Here is a 26006-nt window from a genome sequence, read left to right as displayed (position 1 = left end):
GTTTATATTAATAAAAGTTTTCATAAAAAAAGATGCCTTCCTATTTAAGAATCACATCCAAATTCAGGACTATTGGCGACTGAAAAAAACATTACTTTATTAGTTTTCAAATAACAAGAACAACCGAAAGCTATGGGCTTAGATTGGCAGTTGTTAAAAGAATAATCGATTTGCACCTCGTGGATCATGTAGAAAAGAAAGAAACAACGTTTAAAGTAAAAAAATGAAGTGATTAGTTATGTGAAATTTATTTTTTAACATACGTTAGGTCACATAGAGGACACACAACTATCGTATTCTGATACTTGTAATTGAGTTGAACAATAATGTAGGACAGTGATCCGTACTATTACACAATTTAGAGAACATTTTACCTAAGGAGTGATTATAATGGCACGTGTTTTATTTATTAATGGTGGATCAGAAGGGCATTTCAATCCAACCATTGGTGTTGTACAAGAGCTTATTGCACGCGGAGAAGAGGTAGTGTACTTCACAATAGAAGCTTTTCGGGAGCGTGTCGAGAAAACAGGAGCTACTGTACGAACATTTGATGACCAAAAATTTATAAAAGCCTTTATCTCAGGTGGAAGAAATTATTTATCCGAAAGAATCAATGGTCTTTTACATACGGCGGATATCATTATACCTAGCGTTCTTGAACAGATTCAGGGAGAACATTTTGATTACATCATTCACGATTCTATGTTTGGTTGCGGACGTTTACTTTCTCAAATTCTAAAGATTCCCTCAATTAATTCGTGTACATCTTTTGCTCAGACTGAAATATCATTTGAAAGAATGTTAGAACACCTTTCGCAAAATATCCCAACAGAAATTGCGAAAAGGATAAATAGTGATTTTCAAAACCTAACAACAAAAATTAAAGAAAAATATGGTGTTGAAATCACTTCTCCTTATGAAGTTTTTTGTAACCCTGCACCACTTACAATCGTTTATACAACTAGAGAATTTCAACCTTTTGGAGAAACATTTGACGAAACATACAAATTTGTAGGTCCATCCATCTCTTCACGATTAACGCAAGAAAACTTCGACCTTACTACAATCAAGGGAAAAAGCCCAATTTATATTTCACTGGGTACTGTCTTTAATCAAGCAATTGATTTCTATAAGCTTTGTTTTAAGGCATTTGGGAACACTGATCATACCGTTGTCATGTCTATTGGGAAAAAAGTTCAAATATCTGATTTAGGGGATACTCCTAAAAACTTCATTGTAAAAAATTATGTTCCACAAACCGAAGTACTAAAACACTCTACATTATTTATCACACATGGTGGAATGAACAGTACTCATGAAGGTCTCTATTACGAGGTTCCGCTAATTGTAATCCCACAAAGCGCGGATCAGCCTTTTGTTGCTCAAAGAGTTGCTAATATCGGAGCAGGTATCAATTTAAGTATGCACAGTCTGAGCGCTGACCAACTCCGTGAAACTGCGGACCAAGTATTACACAATCCGTCTTTCCTAAAGGCTGTTGGCAACATTAGTGAATCCTTTCAAAAATCGGGCGGGTATCACCAAGCTGTTGATGAGATTTTTGAATTTAAAAGTAAATATGATATCTAAATATAAATATTTTTCTCCTACACTGCCAATAATAAAAAGCCGCTGGTTCCCCAGCGGTTCTCACACATACTTCCGATGCACCATCTTCCCATCATAAGAAAATACAACATTTTTATTCTCCACAGTCGACTCCATATGCACCGTTCTTCCCCATAACTGATAAATGTACGGCAATACTTTCTCTAAATATTTTAAATCAAGTTCAATTCCCTCATAATAATGCTTAATGTATAATTCTCCGTTCTTTAAATGATCTCCGTCTTCTACCATTAAATATGGAAAGCCGCCATTTGTTCTCATATTTACTAACTGATCACGAACATTTTCCCAATCTTTATCGACGACTTTATAATCCTTCCCTTGCCGCTGGAATAAGTACATATCTTCCCGCATAACAAGTTCTTTGTTTAAGTAATTTCGCAGGAATGATACGTCCCATTCAATTTCGCGCACTTCAAAGATTTTTTCTCTTCCTGAGTTTGGTTTTGCGCCTCGGCGTATCATTTCTTCTGTCGGATTATTGTAGCGTTCTTCAATATCTTCAAACATTTTAATGCCAAGATAGTACGGGTTAATACTCGTCTTCGATGGCTGGACAACACCTGCATTTAACTTTGCGAATTCAATTGCTTCATCCGAGCTTAAGTCCATTTCGCGAAGGATACGTTGATGCCAATACGAAGCCCAGCCTTCGTTCATGATTTTCGTTTCAAGCTGCGGCCAAAAATACAGCATTTCCTCACGCATCATCGTTAAAATATCACGCTGCCACTCTTCTAATTCGCGGCTATATTGCTCAATAAACAGAAGTAAATCTTTTTCTGGTTGCGGCGGAATTTTTCTTTTCTTCCGCACATTAGATAATTCTCGTTTCTTATTTCGATTCTCTAAATTCCATAAATCATCGTACGGCGTGACAGCCTTCTTTACTTCTTCCTCTTCTTGATCATCCGCACTCCACGCAAGCTTCGGTCTCATAAGAGAAGGATCAATGTGCTCTTGAATGGCTAGCACTGCATCTAAAAAAGTTTCTACTTCTTTTTTTCCGTATTTATGCTCATAATTTTTAACTCGATCTGCAGTTGCTGCCATACTTTCAACCATATCGCGTTTAGTGTTAGAAAATCGAATATTGTTTTTAAAGAAATCACAATGCGCCAATACATGAGCGACAATAAGCTTATTTTGAATCAATGAATTTGTATCGAGCAAAAAAGCATAACATGGATCGGAGTTAATAACGAGCTCATATATTTTACTAAGTCCTAAATCATAGTGAAGTTTCATCTTATAAAATTGCTTTCCAAAGCTCCAATGTGAAAAGCGCGTTGGCATGCCATATGCACCAAATGTATAAATAATATCAGCTGGACAAATTTCATAGCGCATCGGATAAAAATCTAACCCAAATCCTGTCGCAATTTCCGTAATTTCTGCAATTGCATATTGTAATGCTTTGTCCTCACTACTTCTCATCTCTGTCCCCTCCTTACACATTCCCTTATAAAAGTGTATGAAGGAAAACAAGCTTTCATGAAAATTAAAGAAATTACCTCAATTTATTTTGTCTTTTAAATGCGATTATCTTGCAAAACATGTAAAATTTCCTTTAGAGAACATTCATTACAAAGGGGATAATCTTATGAATACAATCATAAAAGTGATGACACTGCAAGCATGGGAAATTGCGAAAGAAAAAGGAGTAATTATCGAAACTTCTTTACAGAAAGAGGGGTTCATTCACTGCTCATTTCTCAATCAATCATTACAAGTTGCTCACAAACATTTTGCAACAGAACCTTCTATTGTATTTTTAACAATTGATCTAGAGCGTGTACAAGCAGAAATGAAATACGAATTAGCTGCAAATGGTGAACGTTATCCACATGTTTACGGTGTTATACATACGAGTGCAATCACAAACATTCATATATTAAATCAACATAAAGATGGAACGTTCACCCTTCCAGCAGAACTTGCATAATAAAAAAAGGATGCTTATATGTTAATAAGCATCCTTCTTTCTTTATCCTTCAATAATCTCTAACTTCTCCGTAATTGGTGTACGCTCTTTGCCTTCTGGCGCCTTATCAAAATACCCAACATGTAAAATACCAACAATTCGTTGTCCTTTCGTTAAACCAATTGCTTTCATGAAAGCAGGATTATAAATAAGTCCGCCTGTTTTCCAAACAACGCCTAATTGCTGTTCCCAAGCTAGGAGCTGGAAATTTTGCATAAATGCACATACAGCAGCGTAATCTTCATCACGCTGCGCTTGGCGTGGGTCTTCATCCATATAGACAACAATTTGAGCTGGTGTACTCATAAAACGTTCCGTTAACATTTTTCCGCGTTTTTCTCTTTCTTCTGGTGAAAAAGAGTTTAAAACAGCGTCTACAAACTTTTTACGGCCATCCCCCAAAAATAATTTACATTTCCACGGCTCGCGGTGCTGATGATTCGGTGCCCATGTTGCATTATTTAATAGTTCAATTAATAATGCTTTTTCTACTACTTTATTTGTAAAGGTACGAATAGATCTTCTTTCTTTTATTACATTTGCAATAGACGTATAAGTTGTCATCTGTTCCTCTCCTTCATCATCTTATATCTATATGTATACGTTAATAAATGATAAAGATTATCAATTTCAATTATAATCTAGTTTCCTCATATAAATCAATATTTAATATCAAAAAACACAATGTGACCATTGCAGTAAAACAAAAAATCGCCTTACTTTATGTAAGACGATTTTCATGACCTAGGGAAACGTATGATAAACGTTGTTCCTTTACTTTGTTCACTCTTTACTTCAATCATTCCATTATGCAGTTTCACAAGTTCTTTTACAATCGATAACCCTAATCCAAATTCACCATAACTATTTGTTCTAGATGTATCAGCTTTATAAAAACGCGACCACATTGCCGATACCTCTTCTCGTCCCATTCCAATACCAGTATCTTCAATTTCAATAATTGTCATTTGCCCTTCTTCTTTTCCTCGCAACATAATTGTTCCATTTTCGGTAAATTGCAGGCTATTTTTTGTGATGTTCAGCAAAATTTGCAGCAGCCGATCATAGTCAGCATAAACAAATAAACTAGCGGGGACATCAATTCCAATTGTATTTTCTTTTTCCTCTGCTTGCAGTTCTAATTGTTCACTGATTACTTCAAAAACTTCTTTTACTTCAATCTCTTCTTTTTGAAGTATGATTTCATTAGAAAGGATCTTTTCGTAGTCTAATGTTTCATTGACAAGGCGAATGAGTCGCTTCGTTTCTTGTTCCATCATCTCAAAGCAGCGCTGCTTTTTCTCCTCCGGAATGAGGTCATTTTTCATTCCTTCTACTAAACCATTGATTGTCGTAAGGGGTGTTTTTAATTCATGTGAAACATCAGCAATAAATTGACGCTTTCGCTTTTCTAAACGATTGATTTCCTTCTGTGCTTTATGAAGCTGCTGCGCCATATTATTAAAATCATTTCCAAGCAAACCGATTTCATCGTATTGTCCAATAGGAATATGCACATCATACTGACCTTTTGAAATCATTGCGGTCGCCTGGCGAAGACGCTGCACCCGTTTTACTAAAGAGCGGGAGAAAAAGATACTGACCACTAGTACAATTAGAAATGTAACACCTGCTGCAATTAACAAATATCGATTTAATTCTGTCACAATTTGAAGTGTGCTGTGAATGGGAGCTGTTAACATTACCCCGCCTTGCAGTTCACCATTTCTCATATACGGAATCGCAACAATTGATACAGGTTGTTCAAACCTTTTCACGTCTCGTTTTATTTGCAATGTTTCGCCATGTTGAATTTTCTTCCATTCTGCCTCGCTTAACAATGGATTTTTCTTTACATGAACTGGTGATTGCGTAATTTCTCCCTTTTCATTAAAGATGAAAAACTTCGTGTCACGTGCATGTAATAGACTAGAAAAATGTTTCAATTTCACAACATGAACATTCATTTCCTTTTTCTCAAGCTCATCAATAATTTTAGTTCCGTAAGAAGTAAGCTCGTCTACCTTTGTCTCGTAAGCAAGATTTTCAGCTAAACTTAAAAACATGACACTTAATAGAATAAATGCAACAAGTAAAATAAAAATGTAACTAAATAATAGCTTATAAAAATACTTAACCCTTTTCACAGCCAGCTACCACTTCATCAAATTTATAACCAACGCCCCAAACCGTATGAATCCACATATGCGAGTCAGTGCTAATTTTTTTACGAAGCCGCTTAATATGTACATCCACCGTTCGTTCGTCTCCGTAAAATTGATATCCCCAAATGCGTTCTAAGAGCTGTTCACGACGAAATACTTGGCGCGGGTGCTTCGTGAAGAAAACGAGCAACTCAAATTCTTTTGGCGTTAAATTTTTCACTTTCTCACCGTCTAAAAATACTTCTCTTGTTTCTTCATTAATATGAAAATGATTTATTTCATTTTTCATCTGTTTTTTTGATAAACGGCGTACAACCGCCTTCATCCTTGCGATTAACGTAAGCGGACTAAACGGCTTCGTAACATAATCGTCTGCCCCAATTTCTAATCCTAGTACTTGATCGGCTTCGCTATCTTTTGCCGTTAACATGATGATAGGAACATCACTGCTTTCTCTTATTTTTTGACACAGTTTTATACCATCCATGCCCGGAATCATCCAATCTACAATAAGCAAATCCCAATCTTTCTTTTGAAACAATGAATATGCTTCTAAACCATCTGCGACAAATGTTGCTTGAAATTCTTCTTTCATAAAAAACATTTCAAGCATTGAACACACGCTCTCATTATCCTCTACAATTAATACATGCATCGCAGCATCTTCTCCATTCATTGAACTCTTTTTCTCCATTTTAAAACTCTTATCATATGGAAACAACTTTCTATTTCTCTTTTCTTTCTTACATATAAAAACATAATTTGTTCATAGTTTTGTCATACTTTTTGGATAAGCTATATAACGCAAGCAGTTTACTACTTATAGGAGTGATGAAACATGAAGAAAAAGCTAGTAACAGGAATGTTAGCGTTATCATTATTATGCGGAGCAACATCACTAACGGCATACGCTTCTACCGATAGCTCGCAACCAGAAACAAAACAAGAAACGAAACAAGTAGCGAAACACCACAAGCTCATTTCTGAAGAACAATACAAATCATTAACTGAAAAAGGATATAAAAAACATGAGATTTGGAAAGCGGCACGCATTGCAAAGTTAAGTGGCAAAGATATTAATGCTGTATTAGAGTACTATAAGCAAAAGCATACATGGAAAGAAACTGCGCAGCACTTTGGCGTTGATCCAAAGAAGCTTCATAAATTTCATAAACATCATATGAGTAAAGAAATGGAAGAAAAACTGTTACAAAAAGTAGCAGAGATGCAAAAATCTACTCCAGATCAAGTGAAACAAACAATGCGCGACTATGAAGTATCTTTATTCCACCTTGCTGTACTGAACATTATTTCACAAAAAAGCGGCACACCATTAAATGATGTATTAAAAATGAAAAAAGACGGTATGAATGTAAAACAAATTGCTGAAAAATTAAATGTAAAAAAAGAAGATATTAAAACAGAAATGAAAAAATTAAAAGCATCCTTGAAAGCGGAATAAGCAAAATAAACATAAATAAGGAAGAAGCAAATTCGCTTCTTCCTTATTTACATAAAACAACGATTTAATAGTCATTGTTCTCACATGCCAAGTGCATATCTTCGCCCCCAAAAGCAAGACTTCCAGCAATAAAATTCCCTCTACTATTAATATAGAAACACCTCGAATATTCCAACCTACTTTTCATATATCTTCTCGTATAATTTTTCATTTTTCCCCCAAAAATAACAAAAGCACTTTAAACACCGAAAAGAGGTGAACCATATGTTTCGTTTACAGTTCGGACAAAAAGAAGCGAAACAACAAGTGAACGAAAAAAATAATTGTTCCATACCAGAATTTCTCGAAAAGATGAAACAATCTATGGATTTTCTGCATTTCAACATAACAGATGATGGTAATTTATGTATATTTTATATCAAATCAGTATCAGAAGAAGTTGTACTAAAACATTATATTCTTTCTCCTATAAAAAGACGGCTAGCAAACATTGAAAAAATAGAAGATTTACCTAACATTATCCCAATTGAAGAAATTATCTTATCTCCTTCTATAGAGGAGATTCGTGAAAAATTATTAGGTGGATTTATATTAATACAGCTTCAAAATTCCTCACAAAAGGATAATTATGCTCTAATTCGTGCCGAAAGTACAGTTCCAGGCAGCCGTATATATAATGATACTGAAAATGAATATAGTGTTATTGGACCGAAAGTTGGATTTGTTGAAAGTCTCGATGTCAATCTTCATTTATTGAGAAAAGGAGTTGTAACAGAAAATCTTATCTTTAAAGAAGTTACAGTTGGGTCTATATCAAAAACACAGCTTGCTGTTGGTTACCTCGACGGGATTACAAATAAACAACATGTCAACACTGTAATGCAACGGTTACAAGATATTGATTTTGATGTTCCATTTGACGCAACATTAGTTGAACAACTCATTAGTGATAATAGTAATTCACTCTTTCCGCTTCTGTTATCCACAGAGCGCTTAGATCGCGCTATGTACGCATTAATAGCTGGGCAAGTAATCATTGTAACAAATGGTTCTCCTTATATTTTGGCTGGCCCAACAAATTTATTTGACTTCTTTGTTTCACCAGAAGATTATTATTTACCGTGGATTATTGGATCATTTTTTCGTTTTATTCGATTTTTCGGAGCTTTATTCTCTATTTTTTCTTCAGCGATTTATACAGCTGTTTTAACATATCATTATCAAATGATTCCAACAGATCTAGTAGGCCCTATTATTTTCTCTAGAGCAAATGTCCCTTTTCCGCCTGTATTAGAAGTTCTTTTTTTAGAAATTACGATTGAATTATTACGAGAAGCGGGAGCACGCTTACCGACAAAGGTTGGACAAACGCTTGGTATTGTCGGTGGTATTGTCATCGGGCAAGCAACAGTGGAGGCTGCTTTGACAAGTACAATTTTACTCATTGCCGTTTCTCTATCAGCACTCGCTGCTTTTACAACACCAACAATTAAAATGTCTAACACGATTCGTATCCTACGATTTCCACTTATTATATTAGCTGGTATGATGGGTGGTCTCGGTTTAATAATTGGTTTTACTCTTATTTTGGCTCACTTAATTCGTTTAAAATCACTTGGTTCACCTTACTTATTACCACTTTATCCATTTAGGGGTATTGGTTCATCGGAAGCATTTGTCCGCTATCCGTTCAGTATGTCAGCAAAGCGCCCTTCTCACCTCCGACCAATTTCAAACTGGCGCTTTAGTCCGAAGAAAGCGAAAACAAAACATAATGGTGACAAAACATGAGATACTTTTTCTTTCCATTCCTTATATGCTTACTATTTTTTCTTTCTAGTTGTGCACAATCACAAATTGTAGATGAAATGCGAATTGTTCATACTGCTGGATTTGATCTCACTGCAGATAAAAAAATTAAAGGAACTATTATATACCCTGTTTACAATCTTGGAAAAAATAAAACCCCAAAAACATTATCATCAATCGGACGCTCAGGAGAAGTAGTAGCAGCTAATTTAGCTGCCAAATCTCCTCACAAGATAGTAGTAGGTCAAACACGAATGATTGTATTTGGATCAAGTTTAAGTAAACAGGGAATTTCAAATATAATTGGAAATTTGCAACGCGATCCGAATATTGGACGAGATGTACAAATTGCAATTGTAGATGGCACAGCAGAACGATTACTAAAACATACAGTAAAAAACGGATCTCTATATTTATCAGAACTAATTGATCAAAATGTTGCAAACGAAAGTATACCGACAACAAATTTACACGTTTTTCTATATAATTATTTCTCATTTGGATGTGATCCGTTTCTTCCCTATATCCGAATAGATGGTGAAGATTCTGCTTCTCTTCAAGGCCTTGCATTTTTAAAAAAAGATAAAATTATGATGTATGCGAATAATGAAGACTCATTTTTAATCAAATTAATTATGAATTCAATTAAAAATGGACGATACGAGGTGGATATACAAAGAGGAAAAAACAAAGGTGTTGCTGTCATTCACAGCTTATCGGGAAATAACACCTATCATATTACAGATAACAATTCTTCACCTAAAGTAGAAATTAAAGTGAAACTAAATGGTTTAATTAAAGATTCCCCTAACTGGATTAATTTGGAGAATCCTAAAAATATTTCTTATATTGAAGCACAATTACAAGAACATATTGAGAAGCATTTAACGGTACTCATCAGTCAATTTCAAAATAAAAATATAGATCCACTTGGAGTTCGTGATCAAATTAGAAGTCACTCTAGAAAGTGGAATATGAAACAACTTTCAAACATGTATCCATCTATAGATGTTTCTGTAAAAGCAAAAGTCAACATTGTACAATCTGGAATCGGAGAATGAGGAGGAGAAAAAAATGAATCTACATAGCAAAGAATTTACAGTTTCTCCTTATTTTACGTTTTTTTTAATTCACTCTCTTCAAATAGGAGTAGGAATTTTAGGCTTTCAGCGTATTCTTATTAAACATGCTGGCTATGATGCTTGGATTTCTATTATCATCATGGGAGTCATTACACATTTCGTTTTATTTTGTATGCTTAAAATGCTTGAAAAAGATAATGATTTAATTAACATTCATACTACATGCTTCGGAAAATGGCTAGGTAAAGTCTTTACAATATTCTTTATGCTATATTACGGACTATCTTGTCTTACTATCTTCCGAACATATATTGAAGTTGTTCAAGTATGGGTATTTCCTACTATAAAATTATGGCAAGTCGGGCTTATTATTTTATTCGTCGTGTACTACACTTTAAGTGGAGGATTTCGCTCTATAACAGGTATGTGCTTTGGGGGCGTTATCTTGCCTCTTGTAATACTTGCTTTTTTCGTTTTCCCACTTAAATACGCTCATTTCCGCAATATTTTACCTGTTTTCACTCACTCTTTTTCCGATATTATGCTGTCAGCAAAGCAGGCTTCGTTAGAATTTCTAGGATTTGAAGCATTACTCATGTTTTATCCACTTATTGAAAAAGGAAAAGGCGTAAAGCGATGGGCACATTTTAGTATTTTTTTTACAACCTTGCTATATGTGTTTGTAGCCTTGCTATCATTTGTTTATTTCAGTGAAGGCCTGCTGCAGCATACAGTATGGGGGACATTAACGATGTTCAAAATCATTAAAATCCCTTTTATTCAGCGATTTGAATACGTGATTATCTTCCTTTGGTTTCTCATCATTTTACCAAATCTTTGCTTAACAATATGGGCTTCTTGCCAAGCTGCACACCGTTCTTTTCAGCTACCATTAAAGGTTGCTTTTCCAATATTTATTGGAATCATTTATATTAGCTCCTTATTTTTTATGAATCGTGAATCCATCAACACATTAAATACTTATACTTCTAAAATTGGACTGTATTTAATATATGTTTATATACCTGTCCTTTTTGTTTGGCACTATTTTTGTTATCGGTGGAAAAATAAAGCTACCTCGTAGGAAATAATTAGGGAATCTGTTACAATTTTAGTAAAATTAAAATAAAGGAGAAATGTTGATGAAAAAGCCGCTTTTATTATGCAGCATGACAGGAATACTTGCCTTTACAATGATAGGCTGCACGAATACTGAAGATAAACAGTCAGCAAAAGAAACAAGTTCTTCCACTTCATCACATGAACATAAACAACCAGCAAAAGAAACAAGTTCCTCCACTTCATCACATGAACATCATCCAGAACAAAGGGATATCGCTGAAACAACAAAAGGAATCGATACGCTCCCTTCTTTTTTATCTGAACATGATGCGCAAATAAAACAGGTTTACGCTGTGGCAGCACAACACGCCGAGTTACTACAATGGATTCCATGTTACTGCGGGTGTGGTGAGAGTGCCGGACATAAAAGTAATAAAAACTGTTTCATTCGTGAAATCAAAAAGGATGGTCAAGTTGTTTGGGATTCTCATGCAACAACTTGTGTAAATTGTCTACAGATTGCATTAGACGCGGCAAGGTTACAAGAAAAAGGTAAATCACCACTTGAAATTCGAAACTATATAGATAACAAGTATAAAGAAGGATATGCAAAACCAACACCTACTCCAATGCCAAAATCATAAAGGCGCTATCCGCCAATCAGGCTTTTATGATTTACTTTATAATGTATTAAATTTGAACGAAATAAAAAAGCGAGGGAGATAATCCCTCGTTTTTTTATCCCGCATTAACGGGCAGTAAGACCCCCACCTCAAGATGCAGAGAGAAACGAGGAAGATAGGCGGGGGATAACTGCCCGTAGAAGCCCGATTAGTTCAACTAACCATCAGTGGGGGATGAAGATGGAAGTTTCACTTTATGCGAAATCACTCTCTTTTTCGTAAGAGTACCACCTCCGAAGCGAAGTTCCAACTGTATCGTCTGCATCCTTTATACGAAATGTTATGTTTCTCGCACCCGATTTCACACATATTTTCACATTACATAACGATGCTGATTCTTGAAGTACTGTTTTAGAAACCGTTAACGCCTGTATATGACTTTTTTTTGTATACACCGTTATTCGTCCAATTCGGCGATATATGACAGTAAGCTGCTCTCCCGTAATACACCAACGCGCATCATAGTATCTCCGATAACCTAGAACTGCGCCAACGATGAGAAAAATAGGTGCTACATATTTTACCATTGAAGTTTGAGATAATGTAATCGCTATGAATAAAAGAACAGGCACAATAACTCTTATCATATAGCGCTCAAATGATCGTTTTGGTAAATGTTGAAACGAAGACGGAGCTCGATAATCAGGAAAATAACGCTGCAATAAATATGGAATATGGCTTCGCTTTACGAGCGGAAAACAGACAAGGCGAAAACCTGCGTATTCTTCTTCTTTCGAACTCGAACTCGCACTCACAAAACGAATTGTAGCATAACCAAGCCATTGCCGAATTATATTCTCCTCTACTTTAATTGCTTGAATACGATCAAGCGGAACGATAAGTTTTTTCTTCTCAAATAATCCCCTCGTAATAACAAGTTCATCCTTTTGTTTCACAACTGTAAATCCATGATACTTCTGATATACAAGCAACGTACCGAGTAACCATCCCACTGTAAGAACAGCAATTGCAACTTCTCCGTAAAAAGAAGGTGTTTGTGATTGAAAATTTTCTAGCTTAAAATGAATCGAAACGTACTCATCTATCTCTGTATAAATACCAAGTAACACCGAAAATACAAATCCAATACTGCCTGATGTAGCCGCATATAGAAACGTCTTTTTATTCGATAATGTGAATATCGGTAGCACGGCAATATCCTCTTGTATCATTCTCCTCCTTTCAGAAAGCTGCCCTTGAATATGACTCGCTTCTTCTTTTGTAATTATTTGTAATACTATTTCTGCCCCTTCCCTACTTCCCGCCGTATCAATTTGCAGTTCCGTTAATCCAAACAAACGATGAATTATATTTTGTGATTCATGAATTGCCTGAATTCGTTCTTTCGGAATGTACTTTCGTTTTTTGTTTAACCATCCTTGCTCAAGGATCACTTGTTCTTCAGTAATTGTATATGTAAATCGATACCAACGCATCCAAGCAATAAAGGTGAGAATAAACAAAGGTACAAGGCTAAAAATAATCGTATTCATCAGAATTGAAAACGGTAAGCTATCGCGAAACTTAAATAAGAAAATAAGGTAAAGAGGAAATAATGTCGATGCATGTTTCACAACTGACAATAGGATTGACAACGAATGGATTCTATTTCTTCTATACATCGGCAACCGCCACCTGCGTTAAAGTAGAAAGTTGCTCCCGTAAATATTCTGCATCTTCATATGCAATCGCCGGAATTGTATGAATTGTCGCTGCTGTCGTAATATCCACTGATGCTAATTGATAATAACGTAAAAATGGGCCTTGCCTTACATCTACATGTTGCACACGAATCATTGGAATTAATGTTTTCTCTGTAATAAATACACCTCGCTGTAAGTCAATCTCTTGTCCACGTATCATATAACGCCATCTCTTCCATCTAAGCTTTGGATATATACCAATTGTAAAGATAGCATGTCCACAAAAAAAACAAAGAAATAAGAGTTGCAAGTTTGTCATACCTCGAAATGCGTCAAGCCAATATATCACTCCGCCATAAGCAATCCAAACAATAATATTGATTGAAAATGCCGTTAATCTCCATACTTGAATTGCTCGTTCATCAACCGATTTTAGTAACCTTGGACTCATTGACTCACCCTCCCCACCTCTTCGTTTTCTTAATTTTCTTTCTATTAATTATAAACATATTTCCTTTTCTTTCCCATAACATTCTGTTAACAAATTCTTTCAAGTGTATTTCTTCTTTTCCGTCACACACTATATATAACTCCTCATTAAGGAGGCACACAATGCAAACATACACCGACTACGATAAAGCTCTCTATTACACATATTGCTGTAATTGGGAAAAGCTGCTTGTACTTATGGTACAAACAGAAGATGAGTTGTTTTCAAAACGAATTGAACACTTTCTACATGCTTATCAATACGGTAAAGATTTATCAGAAGTTGATCAAAAACTCCAACTTTTGTTTCAATATATTGATCATGCAACGCAAAAAACATATACAGAACAAGCGGAGCAAGTTCATATGTAAATAAAGTGAAACTTCCATTAGTAAGTAACTTTCTAATGACAACCATTAAACCAATTAGGCTTTTACTACCATAAAACGCTATCCCTATACACTGGGATAGCGTTTTTGTATATTTTTCCAAATCTCTGTTCATAATACTTATTATGAATATTAAGTAGACGGACGTGATTATGTGAAAAAACACATTTACTTATTTTTAATTATTGCATTATTTATGATTAGCTGCCAAAAATCATCCAAACAAAATAATGCTGAACACTTCCAACCATTTCAAGGAGCTAAAGACACTCAAGGAATATTTAACGTACTACTTATCGGAAATGATTCTCGCGGAGAAAAACAAGCTAGGGCTGATACAATCATGATTGCACAATATAATAAAAAAGAAAAAACTGCAAAACTCGCTTCTATTATGCGGGATAGCTACGTAGAAATTCCTACCTATGATAAAAAATATAATAAAATTAATGCCGCCTACTATTATGGCGGTCCTGAATTATTACGAAAAACCATTCAACATAACTTCGGAATTGATGTATCTCATTACGTTACAATCGACTTTGCGGCATTCGAAAAAATTGTAGATACCGTCGCTCCAGAAGGAATTACTGTAAATGTAACGCAAACAATTATCGATGATATGGGATTACATTTACAACCCGGATCCCAACAATTACATGGAAAAGAATTACTAAAATATGCACGTTTCCGTCATGATGCTGAAAGTGACTTTGGACGTGTACAACGCCAACAAGAAGTACTACAAGCTCTGCAAAAAACCTTTACCGAAAAAATTCAATCCGTAGACGGTATATTCCAATTACCCACAGTAATACAAGACCTTCTCCCTTATATTCATACTAGTATGGATACTCAAACATTATTTTCACTCGGTAGCAACGTTTTATTCCATCCTATTGAAAAGATGGAAACGATGCGAATTCCAGTGGCAAATGGATATGAGCCAAAAACATACGAGCATGCCGGGGCAGTATTACAACTTCATCCACAAAAAAATAAAGAAGCAATTCAAAAATTTTTTATCGATTCAACGAAGGCTGTTAATCATTAATTTTGCTCGTTACAATCAAGTAAAAACAAGGTGTACATCACCTTGTTTTTTTTATTCCCAAGTTTTCAGCGCAAAAAACTTTTATTATGTTGAATATTTTCTCTTTCTTTTCCACTCCTCCTCGTACTATAATTTTGTATGTAACTATTATAAGAGAGGTATGGAGAATGGATCGCGAGAAAAAACAAGAAACTTTGTTATTTACGGCTTGGGGAACTTCGTTTATCGCTACACTCGGAAGTTTATATTTTTCCGAAATTATGAAATTTGAACCATGTACATTATGTTGGTACCAACGTATTTTTATGTATCCATTTGTGTTACTACTTGGCATTGCAATTGCACGCAAAGATTATCGCATTGCCACATATTCCTTACCAATCGCAAGCATTGGTGCCTGTATATCGCTATATCATTATGCCATTCAAAAGATACCTGCTTTTTCAGAAGCTGGAGCAGTGTGTGGGCGAGTTCCTTGTACAGGAGAGTATATTAATTGGTTTGGCTTTATCACAATCCCCTTTCTAGCACTAACTGCTTTTATAATTATTGCCATCTGCAGTTTTCTTTTACTAAAAACAAATAAGGAGATGAAATAATGAAGAAAATGTTTCTTTTTGGCGGCATTGTTGTCGTTTTATTAATCGCTATTTTTGCAGTAACAAAAGTTGAACAAAAACAAGAAAACAAAACAGATTACTACACAAATAAAATTTCTTTAGAAGATCTCCAAAAAAATGTAAAAGAAAAGAAAGATCAAACGATTTACTTCTATCAGACAAACTGTGTACACTGCCAAAAAGTATCACCAATTATCGTTCCAATGGCAAAAGATATGAACATTGATATGAAAGTCATTGACTTGGAAAAGTATCCAACTGGATGGGACGAATTTAAAATTACAGGTACGCCAACGATCATTCGCTTTAAAGAAGGAAAAGAAGTAAGCCGCATTGAGGGAGAACAACCGAAAGACAAATTCAAAGAGTGGTTTACAGCAAACAATAAGTAACAAGAAAAGGAAACTTCCTTTATACATGAAGTGAGTACAAAAATCTCACACTACTTGTATAAGGAGGGGATCCTATGCCAGAGGTACGATGTTCTGTCTCCAACTGCTCATTTTGGGGACAAGGTAACTTTTGTCAAGCAAATGCCATCCTCGTTCAACCTGACTCTCAAGAATCTATTCAATCAGAGGACGAGTCATTTACAGATACAATATTATCTGGACAAACGATAGAAAGCTCGGCAACAACAAGTGTAGAAACATGTTGCCATACCTTTCAACCAAGATATTAAACAACTGCCCATCTCGCACTGTATGAGATGGGCTTTCTTTTTTCTCTTTTTCCTTTCATACTATATATGAATAAAATCAGTTAGGAGCGAATGAGATGAAACAAGTTTTCTGTATTGGGGAATTATTAATTGATTTTGTTTGTCGTGATCCAAACGTATCGTTAATGAATGGAATAAGATTCGAAAAGAAAGCGGGCGGAGCTCCTGCAAATGTTGCTGCAGCAATTACAAAATTAGGCGGAAAAGCTGCTTTTATGGGACAAGTCGGAAATGATCCATTTGGAGAATTTCTAGAAAAAACTTTACAAGATGCAGACGTTGATACATCTATGCTTATAAAAGAAAAACAAACTACTCTTGCCTTCGTTTCTCTTGACTCACATGGCGAGCGTGATTTTACATTTATGCGCGGAGCAGATAGTGAATATAAGTTTGAACAAATTGATTTATCAAAAATAAAACGAAACGATATCATTCACTTCGGTTCAGCTACAGCATTGCTGCCAGGCCAATTGAAAGACACGTACATAAAGCTTTTGCAATATGCAAAAGCAAAACAATTATTTATTTCCTTTGATCCAAATTACCGAGCTTCATTAATTACAGACTTGCAGAAATTTCGTAAAGACTGTATCACTTTCATCGCTAACGCTCATTTCATAAAAGTAAGTGCTGAAGAAGCAAGCCTCCTTACTGGTGAAACAAATATGTATAAAGCTGCTGAAGCATTATTATCATACGGAGCAAAAACTATTGCCATTACACTTGGAGAACGAGGTACACTTCTTACAACAAATGAGAATCAAACTATTATTCCATCCATTACCGTACAGCAAGTCGATACAACTGGTGCCGGTGATGCTTTCGTCGGTGCAATGCTGTATCAGTTTGCAAAAGAAGAACGCGTTCATATGGATTTTACAACATTACAACAATATATATCATTTGCAAACAAAGTTGGTGCACTTACTTGCACAAATTACGGGGCAATATCTTCACTCCCAACACTTGAAGATATAAAGTGAAACTTCCATCAGTGGTTTTTTCCCACTGATGGTTAGTTGAACCAATCGGGCTCTTACGGGCAGTTATCCCCACATACCTTCTTTGCTTTCTCTGATTCTTGAGGTGGGGATCTTACTGCCCGTTAGTGCGGGATAAAGTGAAACTTCCATCAGTGGGTGTTTTCCTCATCCCCCATTGATGCCAATCGGGCTCTTAGGAGCAAATGTCTCCCTGGTAGTAGTCAGATAAAAGCGTACGATTAATCGTACGCTTTTATCTTAAAATAACCCCTTTTTCCAGACAGCATGCATCATTGTAATATATACAATAACAATAAAAACCGTACCACATAATGTAATCCAGCGATATATACTATCTTCACTCTCTCTCGCTTCTACAAATGCCCATACAAATCCCACTAATAATAATAAGTCTACATACGGGATATACATAGAAAAAATAAATGAAACAAACAAATATATAACAAATAAACAAAGTGTAATTAAAAAAAGTTTAAATGCAAACGTACTGTCTCCATTTTGCATAGCATATGCCCTCCTCAGCTTTACAATATTATATTCAGAGAGGGATTTTGATGCGATAAAGTGAAACTTTCATCAGTGGTTTTTTTTCATCCCCCACTGATGGTTAGTTGAGCCAATCGGGGTCTTACTGCCTGCGAATAGCGGGATAAAAAAAGGATACCCTGTCCCATCGGTATCCTTTACTTCACTTCATATTTTCGTTTGTATATATTACTCAGTACGGAGTTAGGAATTTGTTCATACCTTACCATTGTTTCTTTTTCATCCATAATATATAAATTATTTCCTATATAATAAAACCCTTTTTTTCCTTGTGAATACACAGGATATACTTCATTCGGTAGTACTGTTTTCATTTCTGTAAATTGTCCGTTCGGTTCTTGCCAATATATTTTCGTCTGATCTACCGTTGTAATCTTCCCAATCTGTTCTTCCTCTAACACACGTCCGTTCCAGCTAACAACCCGGTATCCAAATTGATGCGCCGCATATTCAGGAGATGTATGAAAATGAGCAATAATTACCTTCGTTTGTAATGGAACTCGATCATACAACCATTGAATATCTCGATCATGCATGCGAATACATCCATTTGACTGACGACTGCCAATCGACCATTCACGATTTGTTCCATGAATCCCGTATTCATTTTTATTTAAGCCCATCCACCTAGTGCCGAGTGGATTATTAGGTGAACCGCCCGGAATATTTTTTCTGTGATATGCTTTATTTTTATATTTATTAATAATGCAAAATGTTCCTTCTGGCGTAGGAGTATTTGTCCTTCCTGTTGTTACAGGAAAAGTTCGAACATAATTTCCATCTTCGAAAAAAGATAATTGATTTGTCGTTAGATTTATAAGTAATAAATGATCTGTCTCCTCAGCAGAAATAATTGGTACATATAAAAAAAAGAAAAGAAATAACAATGCAAGTGAACATGCTTTTTTCATCAATGTCACCTCCACATTCTCCTCAAAATCTCACCATGAAATACTATGGTTCATTTAGCTTTTACTATAAATCCAATTCTTATTAATGAGAGCTGACCTTAAGGCACGTATGTGCCTTTAAGAGTCAGTCTCTTTTTTACGTATCCGCAAAAATATCAGCGTTATTCGCGATATATCGGCGCTTCGACAGAATATAAAGTGAAACTTCCATCAGTGACGCTTTTCTCACTGATGGTTAGTTGAACCAATCGGGCTTTTACGGGCAATTTCCTTCCCAGCTCTTCTCCATTCTTTACTGCCCGTTAATGCGGGATAAAGACCCTTCGACACATCCGACATGCAAATAGTCGGTTCACTAGCTAGTCCAATACCACCTAACCATTCACAATAACGCCGCCATTTACATGAAGCATTTGTCCAGAAACATAAGTAGAGTCATCAGAAGCTAAATACACATATGCCGGTGCTAGCTCAGATGGTTGTCCCGGCCGTTTCATTGGTACATTACTGCCAAATTCCGATACTTTTTTCTTATCAAAACTTGATGGAATTAGCGGTGTCCAAATTGGACCTGGTGCAACTCCGTTAACACGAATACCTTTTGGAGCTAGCGATTTTGCCAATGAACGTGTAAAGGAAACGATCGCTCCTTTTGTTGCTGAATAATCGATTAACTGTTCATTTCCTTCATAAGCCGTAATGGAAGCAGTATTCACAATTGTATCGCCTTGTTTTAAATGAGCAAGCGCAGCTTTTGTTATATAAAAATACGAGAAGATATTAACTCGAAATGTCTTTTCAAGTTGCTCTGCTGTAATTTGCTCTAAACCTTGCTGCGGGTATTGCTGAGCAACATTATTTACAACAATATTTAAACCTCCCAATTGCTTTGCAGCCTCCGCTACAACTTGCTGACAATGCTGTTCATCACTTACATCTCCCGGAAATAAAAAACATTGTGCACCTTGCCCTTCTACCCAACGCTTCGTTTCTTCTGCATCTTCATGTTCATCTAAATAAGCAATGGCTATATTCGCACCCTCTTTCGCAAAAGCAATAGCTACTGCTCGGCCAATTCCGCTATCTCCCCCTGTAATAAGTGCATATTTTCCTTGCAGCTTCCCGCTTCCTTTATACTTCTCATCTATACATTTTGGGCGTGGATTCATGATTTTCTCAATCCCCGGCTGTTTCTCTTGATGTTGCGGTGGCAATGTTTTCTTTGGTTGTTCTTGTTGTGTCATACAGAAAAACCTCCTTATCATATATCCTTCTTATGATGTGCGAAATCAAAAAATATACTTATTCTTACAAAAAACGAAATATATACGCAAACAGGGTGTCTAATATTCGAAATTTCAGCGCACAACAAAGAGAAATATGAAACTTTTTATATAAACCTCTTGCAAAAAAATAAAATAACGAATATTATATATAACTGTTGTGACAATTATTCGTAAAAAGAAAGGATGTTTTTATGTTTAACCTTTCAAAACATCAAACTTCTATTAAAACTGAAATTATGGCTGGTATTATTACCTTCTTAACAATGGCATATATTATTGTCGTAAACCCAGTCATCCTTGGTGATGCAGGCGTTCCATTTGAACAAGCATTTACAGCAACAATCATTGCCGCTGTCGTTGGAACATTATGTATGGCGCTCTTTGCAAATTTACCAATTGCAATTGCACCAGGGATGGGATTAAATGCTTACTTTGCTTACTCTGTTGTAAAAACTCATGAAGGTATGACATTTGCAATTGCTTTCTCTGCTGTCTTCGTGGCAGGTATGATTTTAATTTTGCTATCATTAACTTCTTTCCGTACAAAATTACTGGAAGCTATTCCTGAAAACTTAAGACATGCCATTACAGCTGGTATCGGTTTATTTATCGCATTTATCGGCTTACGCCTGACAGGCATTGTTACGAAACATCCCACAAATTTAGTTGGGCTTGGGGATCTTCACTCTCCTCCCGTTTTACTTGCATTAGCTGGACTTGGTATTACGTTAGTACTTATGTCTTTAAACGTGAATGGTGCATTATTTATCGGTATGTTATTAACAGGAGTTATCGCTTACTTTACTGGACAATTAACGTTCTCAAACGGAATTACATCTCTGCCTGGTTTACCTGAAGGCGTGATTGTTTCCAATCCAATTACAGCATTTTCTGATGTTATTAACTACGGATTATACGGCGTTGTCTTCTCGCTCCTCCTTGTAACATTATTCGATACAACAGGTACATTACTTGGAGTTGCACAGCAAGGTGGATTTATGAAAGATGGTAAACTCCCAAATGCTGGACGTGCACTTCTTTCAGATTCTATCTCGGCAACGGTTGGCTCAATGTTCGGTACAACACCAACAACTGCTTATATTGAATCTTCTGCTGGTGTTGCTGCTGGTGGTCGTACAGGTTTAACAACACTAACTGTTGCGATATTATTTGCAATAGCTGCATTCTTTGGCCCGCTTGTCGGCGCAGTATCTGGTGTGGCCGCTATTACATCTCCATCATTAATTATTGTTGGTAGTTTAATGATGGGCGCAGTTCGTCATATTGATTGGGATGCATTTGATGAAGCTTTCCCAGCATTTTTAGTCATTTTAACCATGCCGCTTACATCAAGCATTGCAACAGGTATTGCACTCGGCTTCATTTCATACCCGCTTATGAAAGTGGCAAAAGGGCAATTCCGTGCAGTTCATCCGCTTTTATACGTATTTGGTATTTTGTTCGCTTATCAGTTGGTATTCTTACCACATTAAAAATCACACAGAAAATTAAAATCCCGTATTCAATAAAGAATACGGGATTTTTATAAATCAGTTTATCTTGTTTCAAGTAACACCTAGTCGAAAGAAGTTTATTAGTTAAATATTACTTAGCTAATTAAGAAAAATTCAGTTTCCAGCCCAAACATCTTTTCCGTATCGTCCTTCACGTTGTAAATGATCCAACCAATTTCTTGCCTCTTGTTCACTGACTCCATGAATTTCTTGATATGCGTGACAAAGAGTATTTTCTACATCCGGAGCCATTCGACTTCCATCACCACAGATATAAAGGTAGGCACCGTTATCTAATAACGAAATTAAATTCGCTCCATCTTGTTTCATTAAATGCTGTACATATGTTTTTGGATGTCCTTCCCAGCGAGAAAAAGCTGTGTGTAAAGATAGTAAGCCATCTATTTCATCTTTTTCTAGTTCTGTACGATAGAGGTAATCTTTTTCAGGATGACGACAACCGAAATACAGATGCGCTTCTCCTAAGTTAACACCTTTTTGCTTTTGAACACGACGCGTTTGTAAAAATCCACGGAATGGTGCAACTCCAGTGCCTGGTCCAACCATGATAATTGGTATTTCTAGATCTTCAGGTAACTGAAATCTTGATTCTGGAGTTCGAACAAAACAAGTAATCTCCTCTTCATTGTGACACTGAGCTAAATAGTTAGAAGCGACACCTTTATATTCTCCTTGTCCACTCCATGCAGATCCACTCACTACACCAACCGTGATACTTAGACGATCCTGCGCAACAAGTGGAGAGCTTGAAATAGAATAGTAACGCGGTTTGAGCGCAGGGAGAAGTTCTAAAAAGCGATCAAATGGGATTTCGCACGCTTCATACTTTTCAAGAAGATCCAACATTGAAATGTGTTTCTTTAAGATTTGGTCCTGATAAACTCCATCTTCCAATAATGCTTCCAATTCGTATTTATGAGGAGGACAAACTGTAAATCTTGCCAATTCCCGTATTTGTGCTCGAGTTGCCGATTCCTGAATCTCAACACTATAGCTAAGAAGGTCAAATAAACTAACAGGACGGTCCAAAGGAAGATGAACTGTACTACGTCCACTTGCACTCAGTACGACTTGATCCTTCCCGTTTAATCCAAATCGTTTTAAAATTCGGTTGACATTTTTCCGGCTGTTACTTGGCAGCACTCCAAGATGGTCTCCTTCCTGATAAGTAACTCCTTCCGGCAAGGCTATCTCAATATGTCGAGTGCTCCGTTCACTTTCAGCTGACTGAAGCTCCTGGCCAGCAATCACCGTTGCATAGACAGCTTTGTTATTTTGAGCGATCGGATTAGCAGGAGGACCTGAAATCAACTGAACGGAAAGCGATGATTGATGAGACACTATTTCTGTTCCCTCTTTCATATTTAGGCCAAAAGCATTCGAGACATCCTTCCACATGTTCTTTTGCCATTGAGCGAAATCATTCTCAAAATCTCCTCCGGCGTCTGCCTCTCCTCTTGTGGTAAGCCTCATAGCACCTTTCTGTTCCAGCTCTTTATCAATGAATTTCGGAACACTCTGGTAAGTATTCGCCCAATTTCGATCTCCACAGCCAAAAACTGCATACCTGATCCCTGTACATTCCTCCGTATCTGCTTGTTCCAGCCATTTTACGAACTGAGCGGCATTCTCAGGAGGTTGACCATTGTATGAAGAAGTTACAATAAGCACTGCACCTTCTTTAGGTAACTTTCCGATATAATCGTTCAATATTCCCACATTGCTCTGAAAACCCAGTAACCGTGCATGGTCTGCGAGCTTCCTAGCAAACTCTTCCGCTCTGCCTAAGTTTGAACCATATAATACAAGCAGAGGTACGTTTTCGGCCCCTTCAAGTACTTCTTGTTTTGAATATTGCGAAGTCAGTTTCTTCTTTTCTTCATTTTTCTTCTCATCTGCCAACGAAGAATCCAGTAAAGATGAGACTTGCTTCCCTTCTCTTAATTTAATTCTAATTCTGAAATTTTCCGGTTTTATGGTCAATGTTTGCTTAATCTTCAACTGATAGTTTTCATAATCAATTAATTCAAACTTTTGAAGAATCATCCCAAGTACCAGAGTGGCTTCATAAAGTGCGAACTGCATACCAATACAAGCACGTTGACCATTCCCAAATGGTTTATATGCATGATTTGGTACTTTGGAAGGGTCTGCGAAACGTTCCGGACGGAATTCTTCTGCATCTTCTCCCCACACTTCTTTATCCCGATGAAGGGCGGGAAGAAGCACGGTCAAACCTTCACCTTTTTTCACATGATACTGTCCGCCGATTATAGTATCCTCCTTTGGATACACATCAAAAGATGGAGCGGTCGGCCATAACCGTATGGCCTCGTTAAGAATCATGCGAATGTATTTGAGGTTTAGCACTTGTTTATAAGATGGAGTGGAATCACCAAGGACCTGATCCACTTCTTCGTATGCTTTCTTCAGAACTTCCGGATGTTTCAGTAAAAAATAAGTCGTAAAGGATAATAAACCACTTGTTGTTTCATGCCCAGCAATTAAGAAGGTAATAATTTGGTATCGGATATTCTCATCATCCAACACTTCCCCGGTCTCAGGGTCTTTACTGTTTAACATACGGGCCAGCAGATCTATCTCTCCATTATTTCCATTAGCCTTCCGCTCTTTAATAATTTTATCTACCAACGAAAACATGCTTTGTATATCATCTTGGAATTGTCTGTTTTTTCTAATCATCAGAGTATCCATGCCCTTCGAGCGGGCAACTTTATGCATAGCTTCGTCAAGTGCACGTACCATGCTGTCGATAAATGGATCATGTTTTTCTTTATAAAAACTATTAAATCGGTAGTTAAAACCACAAAGACCGATCGTATCCAAAGTAAGGCGGGTCATGTCTCCCGGTACATCGATATGATCACTATCGTGATTCAACCGAGCCCATTTCTGAATCAGCTGCGAAGCGATGTCTAACATCATGGTATGATATCCCTTCATGGCTTGTTGGCTGAATGTTGGCAGCAATATATTATGGGCTTTTCGCCAGTTTGGCTCCGATGTTTTACTCGTAAACAGACCGTCCCCCGTAAATTCGCGTACATGCACCATATCATTTGCAACATGTTTATCAAAACGATTGATATCACAGACCTCAGTTACCAGTTTGTGTTCAGAGATACATATTGTTTTAAAACCTGGAGCAGTCAACCGAAATATTGGCCCATATTCTTTCGCTATCTCACAAAAAGAAATAGTAGGTTGACTCATGTCGAATAAAGGGTAGTTGCCGAGTGGTCCATATGTTTTGGGTTGTGGAATCCCGCCTGTCTGTTCTTCTCTCATTTTTATCCTCCTTCGAAGTTTGAGATATAAAGGAAATTATTTAATATTCAACTTTAATTTTTTCACTCATATTCTTTAGTCCAACTTATTAATTGTTGAATTACTTTTTGTTTTAAGCCTTCATCAATCTTCCCTATCTTAAAAATTTCCGAATAGCATAATCCATCGATGGCTAATCTAATAATTACAGCCTTTATTGGCTCGATCTCATCCTTTTCCATTTCTTCATATAATTCTTGAGAATCACTTTGGAACTTGGAAAGAAGAAGTGGGTTAGTAAACAAAGTTGCGACATATGCAGAAACAAGCCCGTTTGATAAACCAGTATCGTTTATTGCTGATTCCAAGTAAGCACGATGCCATTTTCCTATGGATTCCGAAGAATTGCTTACTTTATCCCGAACATCCATTAAAAATGCTGACGAATATTCATCAATCATACCTTTTATAATTGCGTCCTTATTAGGAAAATGATAGAGTAATCCTCCTTTACTGATACCAGCCTGTTTCGCGACAGCCTCTAATGTCAATTTTTCCATACCATAATTCTCAATAATAAAAGAAGCAGCAGCTAATATTTCTTTACGTCTTGAATTGCTCATCAAAATGACCTCCA

25 protein-coding genes are annotated in these 26006 nt (G+C 36.4%); 14 read left to right on the top strand and 11 right to left on the bottom strand.

The genetic code is table 11. The features are described from left to right. The first annotated feature begins 390 nt into the window (after positions 1 to 390). A complete protein-coding gene (locus CN326_RS08235; RefSeq protein ID WP_098308153.1) occupies positions 391 to 1593 on the top strand; it encodes a macrolide family glycosyltransferase in 1203 nt (400 codons plus the stop codon). Positions 1594 to 1653: 60 nt separating this feature from the next. On the opposite strand, the gene CN326_RS08230 is transcribed toward CN326_RS08235, so the two are convergent. After that, complete coding sequence (locus CN326_RS08230; RefSeq protein WP_098308151.1) at positions 1654 to 3069, bottom strand: SpoVR family protein; 1416 nt, start codon at positions 3067 to 3069, stop codon at positions 1654 to 1656. A gap of 166 nt (positions 3070 to 3235) precedes the next feature. On the opposite strand from CN326_RS08230, the gene CN326_RS08225 reads away from it, so the two are divergent. Further along, the gene (locus tag CN326_RS08225) at positions 3236 to 3577 is read left to right on the top strand and encodes a DUF952 domain-containing protein (protein WP_098308149.1); all 342 of its coding nucleotides are present in this window, start codon (positions 3236 to 3238) and stop codon (positions 3575 to 3577) included. A gap of 42 nt (positions 3578 to 3619) precedes the next feature. Here the strand turns inward: CN326_RS08225 and CN326_RS08220 are convergent, their stop codons facing one another. The 3 genes from CN326_RS08220 to CN326_RS08210 form a co-directional block, all read right to left on the bottom strand. Continuing rightward, positions 3620 to 4180 carry a nitroreductase family protein gene (locus CN326_RS08220; RefSeq protein ID WP_098308147.1) on the bottom strand — a complete coding sequence of 187 codons (561 nt, stop codon included), beginning with the start codon at positions 4178 to 4180 and terminating at the stop codon, positions 3620 to 3622. Positions 4181 to 4353: 173 nt separating this feature from the next. Continuing rightward, positions 4354 to 5763 carry a sensor histidine kinase gene (locus tag CN326_RS08215; protein ID WP_098308145.1) on the bottom strand — a complete coding sequence of 470 codons (1410 nt, stop codon included), beginning with the start codon at positions 5761 to 5763 and terminating at the stop codon, positions 4354 to 4356. After that, on the bottom strand, positions 5750 to 6436 hold the full coding sequence (locus tag CN326_RS08210; RefSeq protein ID WP_098308284.1) for a response regulator transcription factor: 687 nt from the start codon (positions 6434 to 6436) through the stop codon (positions 5750 to 5752). The genes CN326_RS08215 and CN326_RS08210 overlap by 14 nt, the downstream gene beginning before the upstream one ends. 183 nt (positions 6437 to 6619) lie before the next feature. Here CN326_RS08210 and CN326_RS08205 point away from each other — a divergent pair, with 183 nt between their 5' ends. The 5 genes from CN326_RS08205 (at position 6620) to CN326_RS08185 (ending at position 11840) form a co-directional block, all read left to right on the top strand. Continuing rightward, entirely contained in the window at positions 6620 to 7243 is a 624-nt protein-coding gene (locus tag CN326_RS08205) for a hypothetical protein (RefSeq protein ID WP_098308143.1), read from the top strand. Between the two features lie 264 nt (positions 7244 to 7507). After that, positions 7508 to 9034, top strand: a complete 1527-nt coding sequence (locus tag CN326_RS08200) for a spore germination protein (protein ID WP_098308141.1) — start codon at positions 7508 to 7510, stop codon at positions 9032 to 9034. After that, complete coding sequence (locus CN326_RS08195; protein WP_098308139.1) at positions 9031 to 10113, top strand: Ger(x)C family spore germination protein; 1083 nt, start codon at positions 9031 to 9033, stop codon at positions 10111 to 10113. Before CN326_RS08200 ends, CN326_RS08195 begins: the two co-directional genes overlap by 4 nt. Positions 10114 to 10126: 13 nt before the next feature. After that, the gene (locus CN326_RS08190) at positions 10127 to 11218 is read left to right on the top strand and encodes a GerAB/ArcD/ProY family transporter (RefSeq protein WP_098308137.1); all 1092 of its coding nucleotides are present in this window, start codon (positions 10127 to 10129) and stop codon (positions 11216 to 11218) included. Between the two features lie 58 nt (positions 11219 to 11276). After that, positions 11277 to 11840: a PCYCGC domain-containing protein gene (locus tag CN326_RS08185; RefSeq protein WP_253628657.1), complete on the top strand. Its 564-nt coding sequence runs from the start codon at positions 11277 to 11279 to the stop codon at positions 11838 to 11840. A gap of 233 nt (positions 11841 to 12073) precedes the next feature. Here the strand turns inward: CN326_RS08185 and CN326_RS08180 are convergent, their stop codons facing one another. Both CN326_RS08180 and CN326_RS08175 read right to left on the bottom strand, forming a co-directional pair. Beyond that, positions 12074 to 13501, bottom strand: coding sequence for a PH domain-containing protein (locus CN326_RS08180; RefSeq protein WP_098308135.1), 1428 nt, complete (start codon positions 13499 to 13501; stop codon positions 12074 to 12076). Further along, positions 13494 to 13973, bottom strand: coding sequence for a PH domain-containing protein (locus CN326_RS08175; RefSeq protein ID WP_098308133.1), 480 nt, complete (start codon positions 13971 to 13973; stop codon positions 13494 to 13496). The genes CN326_RS08180 and CN326_RS08175 overlap by 8 nt, the downstream gene beginning before the upstream one ends. Positions 13974 to 14134: 161 nt before the next feature. Here CN326_RS08175 and CN326_RS08170 point away from each other — a divergent pair, with 161 nt between their 5' ends. From CN326_RS08170 to CN326_RS08145, 6 genes are all read left to right on the top strand, one after another. Then, positions 14135 to 14383 (top strand): YhdB family protein, encoded by a 249-nt coding sequence (locus CN326_RS08170; protein WP_098308131.1) that lies wholly within the window; start codon positions 14135 to 14137, stop codon positions 14381 to 14383. A 172-nt stretch (positions 14384 to 14555) separates the two neighbouring features. Then, positions 14556 to 15455, top strand: coding sequence for an LCP family protein (locus tag CN326_RS08165; protein WP_098308129.1), 900 nt, complete (start codon positions 14556 to 14558; stop codon positions 15453 to 15455). Positions 15456 to 15622: 167 nt separating this feature from the next. After that, on the top strand, positions 15623 to 16054 hold the full coding sequence (locus tag CN326_RS08160) for a disulfide formation protein C (RefSeq protein ID WP_098308127.1): 432 nt from the start codon (positions 15623 to 15625) through the stop codon (positions 16052 to 16054). Next, the gene (locus CN326_RS08155; protein ID WP_098308125.1) at positions 16054 to 16467 is read left to right on the top strand and encodes a thioredoxin family protein; all 414 of its coding nucleotides are present in this window, start codon (positions 16054 to 16056) and stop codon (positions 16465 to 16467) included. The genes CN326_RS08160 and CN326_RS08155 overlap by 1 nt, the downstream gene beginning before the upstream one ends. 74 nt (positions 16468 to 16541) lie before the next feature. Next, complete coding sequence (locus tag CN326_RS08150; protein WP_098308123.1) at positions 16542 to 16757, top strand: DUF1540 domain-containing protein; 216 nt, start codon at positions 16542 to 16544, stop codon at positions 16755 to 16757. Positions 16758 to 16852: 95 nt separating this feature from the next. Next, positions 16853 to 17782 (top strand): carbohydrate kinase family protein, encoded by a 930-nt coding sequence (locus tag CN326_RS08145; protein WP_098308121.1) that lies wholly within the window; start codon positions 16853 to 16855, stop codon positions 17780 to 17782. A gap of 258 nt (positions 17783 to 18040) precedes the next feature. On the opposite strand, the gene CN326_RS08140 is transcribed toward CN326_RS08145, so the two are convergent. The 3 genes from CN326_RS08140 to CN326_RS08130 all read right to left on the bottom strand — a co-directional run bounded on the left by CN326_RS08140 (position 18041) and on the right by CN326_RS08130 (position 20504). Next, positions 18041 to 18307 carry a hypothetical protein gene (locus tag CN326_RS08140; protein WP_098308119.1) on the bottom strand — a complete coding sequence of 89 codons (267 nt, stop codon included), beginning with the start codon at positions 18305 to 18307 and terminating at the stop codon, positions 18041 to 18043. A gap of 179 nt (positions 18308 to 18486) precedes the next feature. Continuing rightward, entirely contained in the window at positions 18487 to 19260 is a 774-nt protein-coding gene (locus CN326_RS08135) for a L,D-transpeptidase (RefSeq protein WP_098308117.1), read from the bottom strand. Between the two features lie 374 nt (positions 19261 to 19634). Next, on the bottom strand, positions 19635 to 20504 hold the full coding sequence (locus CN326_RS08130; RefSeq protein WP_098308115.1) for an SDR family oxidoreductase: 870 nt from the start codon (positions 20502 to 20504) through the stop codon (positions 19635 to 19637). Between the two features lie 233 nt (positions 20505 to 20737). Between CN326_RS08130 and CN326_RS08125 the strand changes: the two genes are divergently transcribed. Beyond that, the gene (locus tag CN326_RS08125; protein ID WP_098308113.1) at positions 20738 to 22039 is read left to right on the top strand and encodes an NCS2 family permease; all 1302 of its coding nucleotides are present in this window, start codon (positions 20738 to 20740) and stop codon (positions 22037 to 22039) included. Positions 22040 to 22174: 135 nt separating this feature from the next. Here CN326_RS08125 and CN326_RS08120 read toward each other — a convergent pair whose 3' ends face one another. Together CN326_RS08120 and CN326_RS08115 are read right to left on the bottom strand one after the other, a co-directional pair. Then, a complete protein-coding gene (locus tag CN326_RS08120; RefSeq protein ID WP_098308111.1) occupies positions 22175 to 25390 on the bottom strand; it encodes a bifunctional cytochrome P450/NADPH--P450 reductase in 3216 nt (1071 codons plus the stop codon). Between the two features lie 62 nt (positions 25391 to 25452). Next, the gene (locus tag CN326_RS08115; RefSeq protein ID WP_176524551.1) at positions 25453 to 25992 is read right to left on the bottom strand and encodes a TetR/AcrR family transcriptional regulator; all 540 of its coding nucleotides are present in this window, start codon (positions 25990 to 25992) and stop codon (positions 25453 to 25455) included. Positions 25993 to 26006 lie beyond the last annotated feature (14 nt).

Origin of the sequence: Bacillus sp. AFS018417, from assembly GCF_002560985.1 — a bacterium.
Lineage (GTDB): Bacteria > Bacillota > Bacilli > Bacillales > Bacillaceae_G > Bacillus_A > Bacillus_A rhizoplanae.
This window is presented reverse-complemented; position numbering and strand designations above follow the sequence as displayed.

What these genes read in the sequence shown, in the direction of transcription:
- CN326_RS08235 (WP_098308153.1), top strand. Translation starts at nt 391, where the DNA reads ATGGCACGTGTTTTATTTATTAATGGTGGATCAGAAGGGCATTTCAAT.
- CN326_RS08230 (WP_098308151.1), bottom strand. Translation starts at nt 3,069, where the DNA reads ATGAGAAGTAGTGAGGACAAAGCATTACAATATGCAATTGCAGAAATT.
- CN326_RS08225 (WP_098308149.1), top strand. Translation starts at nt 3,236, where the DNA reads ATGAATACAATCATAAAAGTGATGACACTGCAAGCATGGGAAATTGCG.
- CN326_RS08220 (WP_098308147.1), bottom strand. Translation starts at nt 4,180, where the DNA reads ATGACAACTTATACGTCTATTGCAAATGTAATAAAAGAAAGAAGATCT.
- CN326_RS08210 (WP_098308284.1), bottom strand. Translation starts at nt 6,436, where the DNA reads ATGCATGTATTAATTGTAGAGGATAATGAGAGCGTGTGTTCAATGCTT.
- CN326_RS08205 (WP_098308143.1), top strand. Translation starts at nt 6,620, where the DNA reads ATGAAGAAAAAGCTAGTAACAGGAATGTTAGCGTTATCATTATTATGC.
- CN326_RS08200 (WP_098308141.1), top strand. Translation starts at nt 7,508, where the DNA reads ATGTTTCGTTTACAGTTCGGACAAAAAGAAGCGAAACAACAAGTGAAC.
- CN326_RS08195 (WP_098308139.1), top strand. Translation starts at nt 9,031, where the DNA reads ATGAGATACTTTTTCTTTCCATTCCTTATATGCTTACTATTTTTTCTT.
- CN326_RS08190 (WP_098308137.1), top strand. Translation starts at nt 10,127, where the DNA reads ATGAATCTACATAGCAAAGAATTTACAGTTTCTCCTTATTTTACGTTT.
- CN326_RS08185 (WP_253628657.1), top strand. Translation starts at nt 11,277, where the DNA reads ATGAAAAAGCCGCTTTTATTATGCAGCATGACAGGAATACTTGCCTTT.
- CN326_RS08180 (WP_098308135.1), bottom strand. Translation starts at nt 13,501, where the DNA reads ATGTATAGAAGAAATAGAATCCATTCGTTGTCAATCCTATTGTCAGTT.
- CN326_RS08175 (WP_098308133.1), bottom strand. Translation starts at nt 13,973, where the DNA reads ATGAGTCCAAGGTTACTAAAATCGGTTGATGAACGAGCAATTCAAGTA.
- CN326_RS08170 (WP_098308131.1), top strand. Translation starts at nt 14,135, where the DNA reads ATGCAAACATACACCGACTACGATAAAGCTCTCTATTACACATATTGC.
- CN326_RS08160 (WP_098308127.1), top strand. Translation starts at nt 15,623, where the DNA reads ATGGATCGCGAGAAAAAACAAGAAACTTTGTTATTTACGGCTTGGGGA.
- CN326_RS08155 (WP_098308125.1), top strand. Translation starts at nt 16,054, where the DNA reads ATGAAGAAAATGTTTCTTTTTGGCGGCATTGTTGTCGTTTTATTAATC.
- CN326_RS08150 (WP_098308123.1), top strand. Translation starts at nt 16,542, where the DNA reads ATGCCAGAGGTACGATGTTCTGTCTCCAACTGCTCATTTTGGGGACAA.
- CN326_RS08145 (WP_098308121.1), top strand. Translation starts at nt 16,853, where the DNA reads ATGAAACAAGTTTTCTGTATTGGGGAATTATTAATTGATTTTGTTTGT.
- CN326_RS08140 (WP_098308119.1), bottom strand. Translation starts at nt 18,307, where the DNA reads ATGCAAAATGGAGACAGTACGTTTGCATTTAAACTTTTTTTAATTACA.
- CN326_RS08135 (WP_098308117.1), bottom strand. Translation starts at nt 19,260, where the DNA reads ATGAAAAAAGCATGTTCACTTGCATTGTTATTTCTTTTCTTTTTTTTA.
- CN326_RS08130 (WP_098308115.1), bottom strand. Translation starts at nt 20,504, where the DNA reads ATGACACAACAAGAACAACCAAAGAAAACATTGCCACCGCAACATCAA.
- CN326_RS08125 (WP_098308113.1), top strand. Translation starts at nt 20,738, where the DNA reads ATGTTTAACCTTTCAAAACATCAAACTTCTATTAAAACTGAAATTATG.
- CN326_RS08120 (WP_098308111.1), bottom strand. Translation starts at nt 25,390, where the DNA reads ATGAGAGAAGAACAGACAGGCGGGATTCCACAACCCAAAACATATGGA.
- CN326_RS08115 (WP_176524551.1), bottom strand. Translation starts at nt 25,992, where the DNA reads ATGAGCAATTCAAGACGTAAAGAAATATTAGCTGCTGCTTCTTTTATT.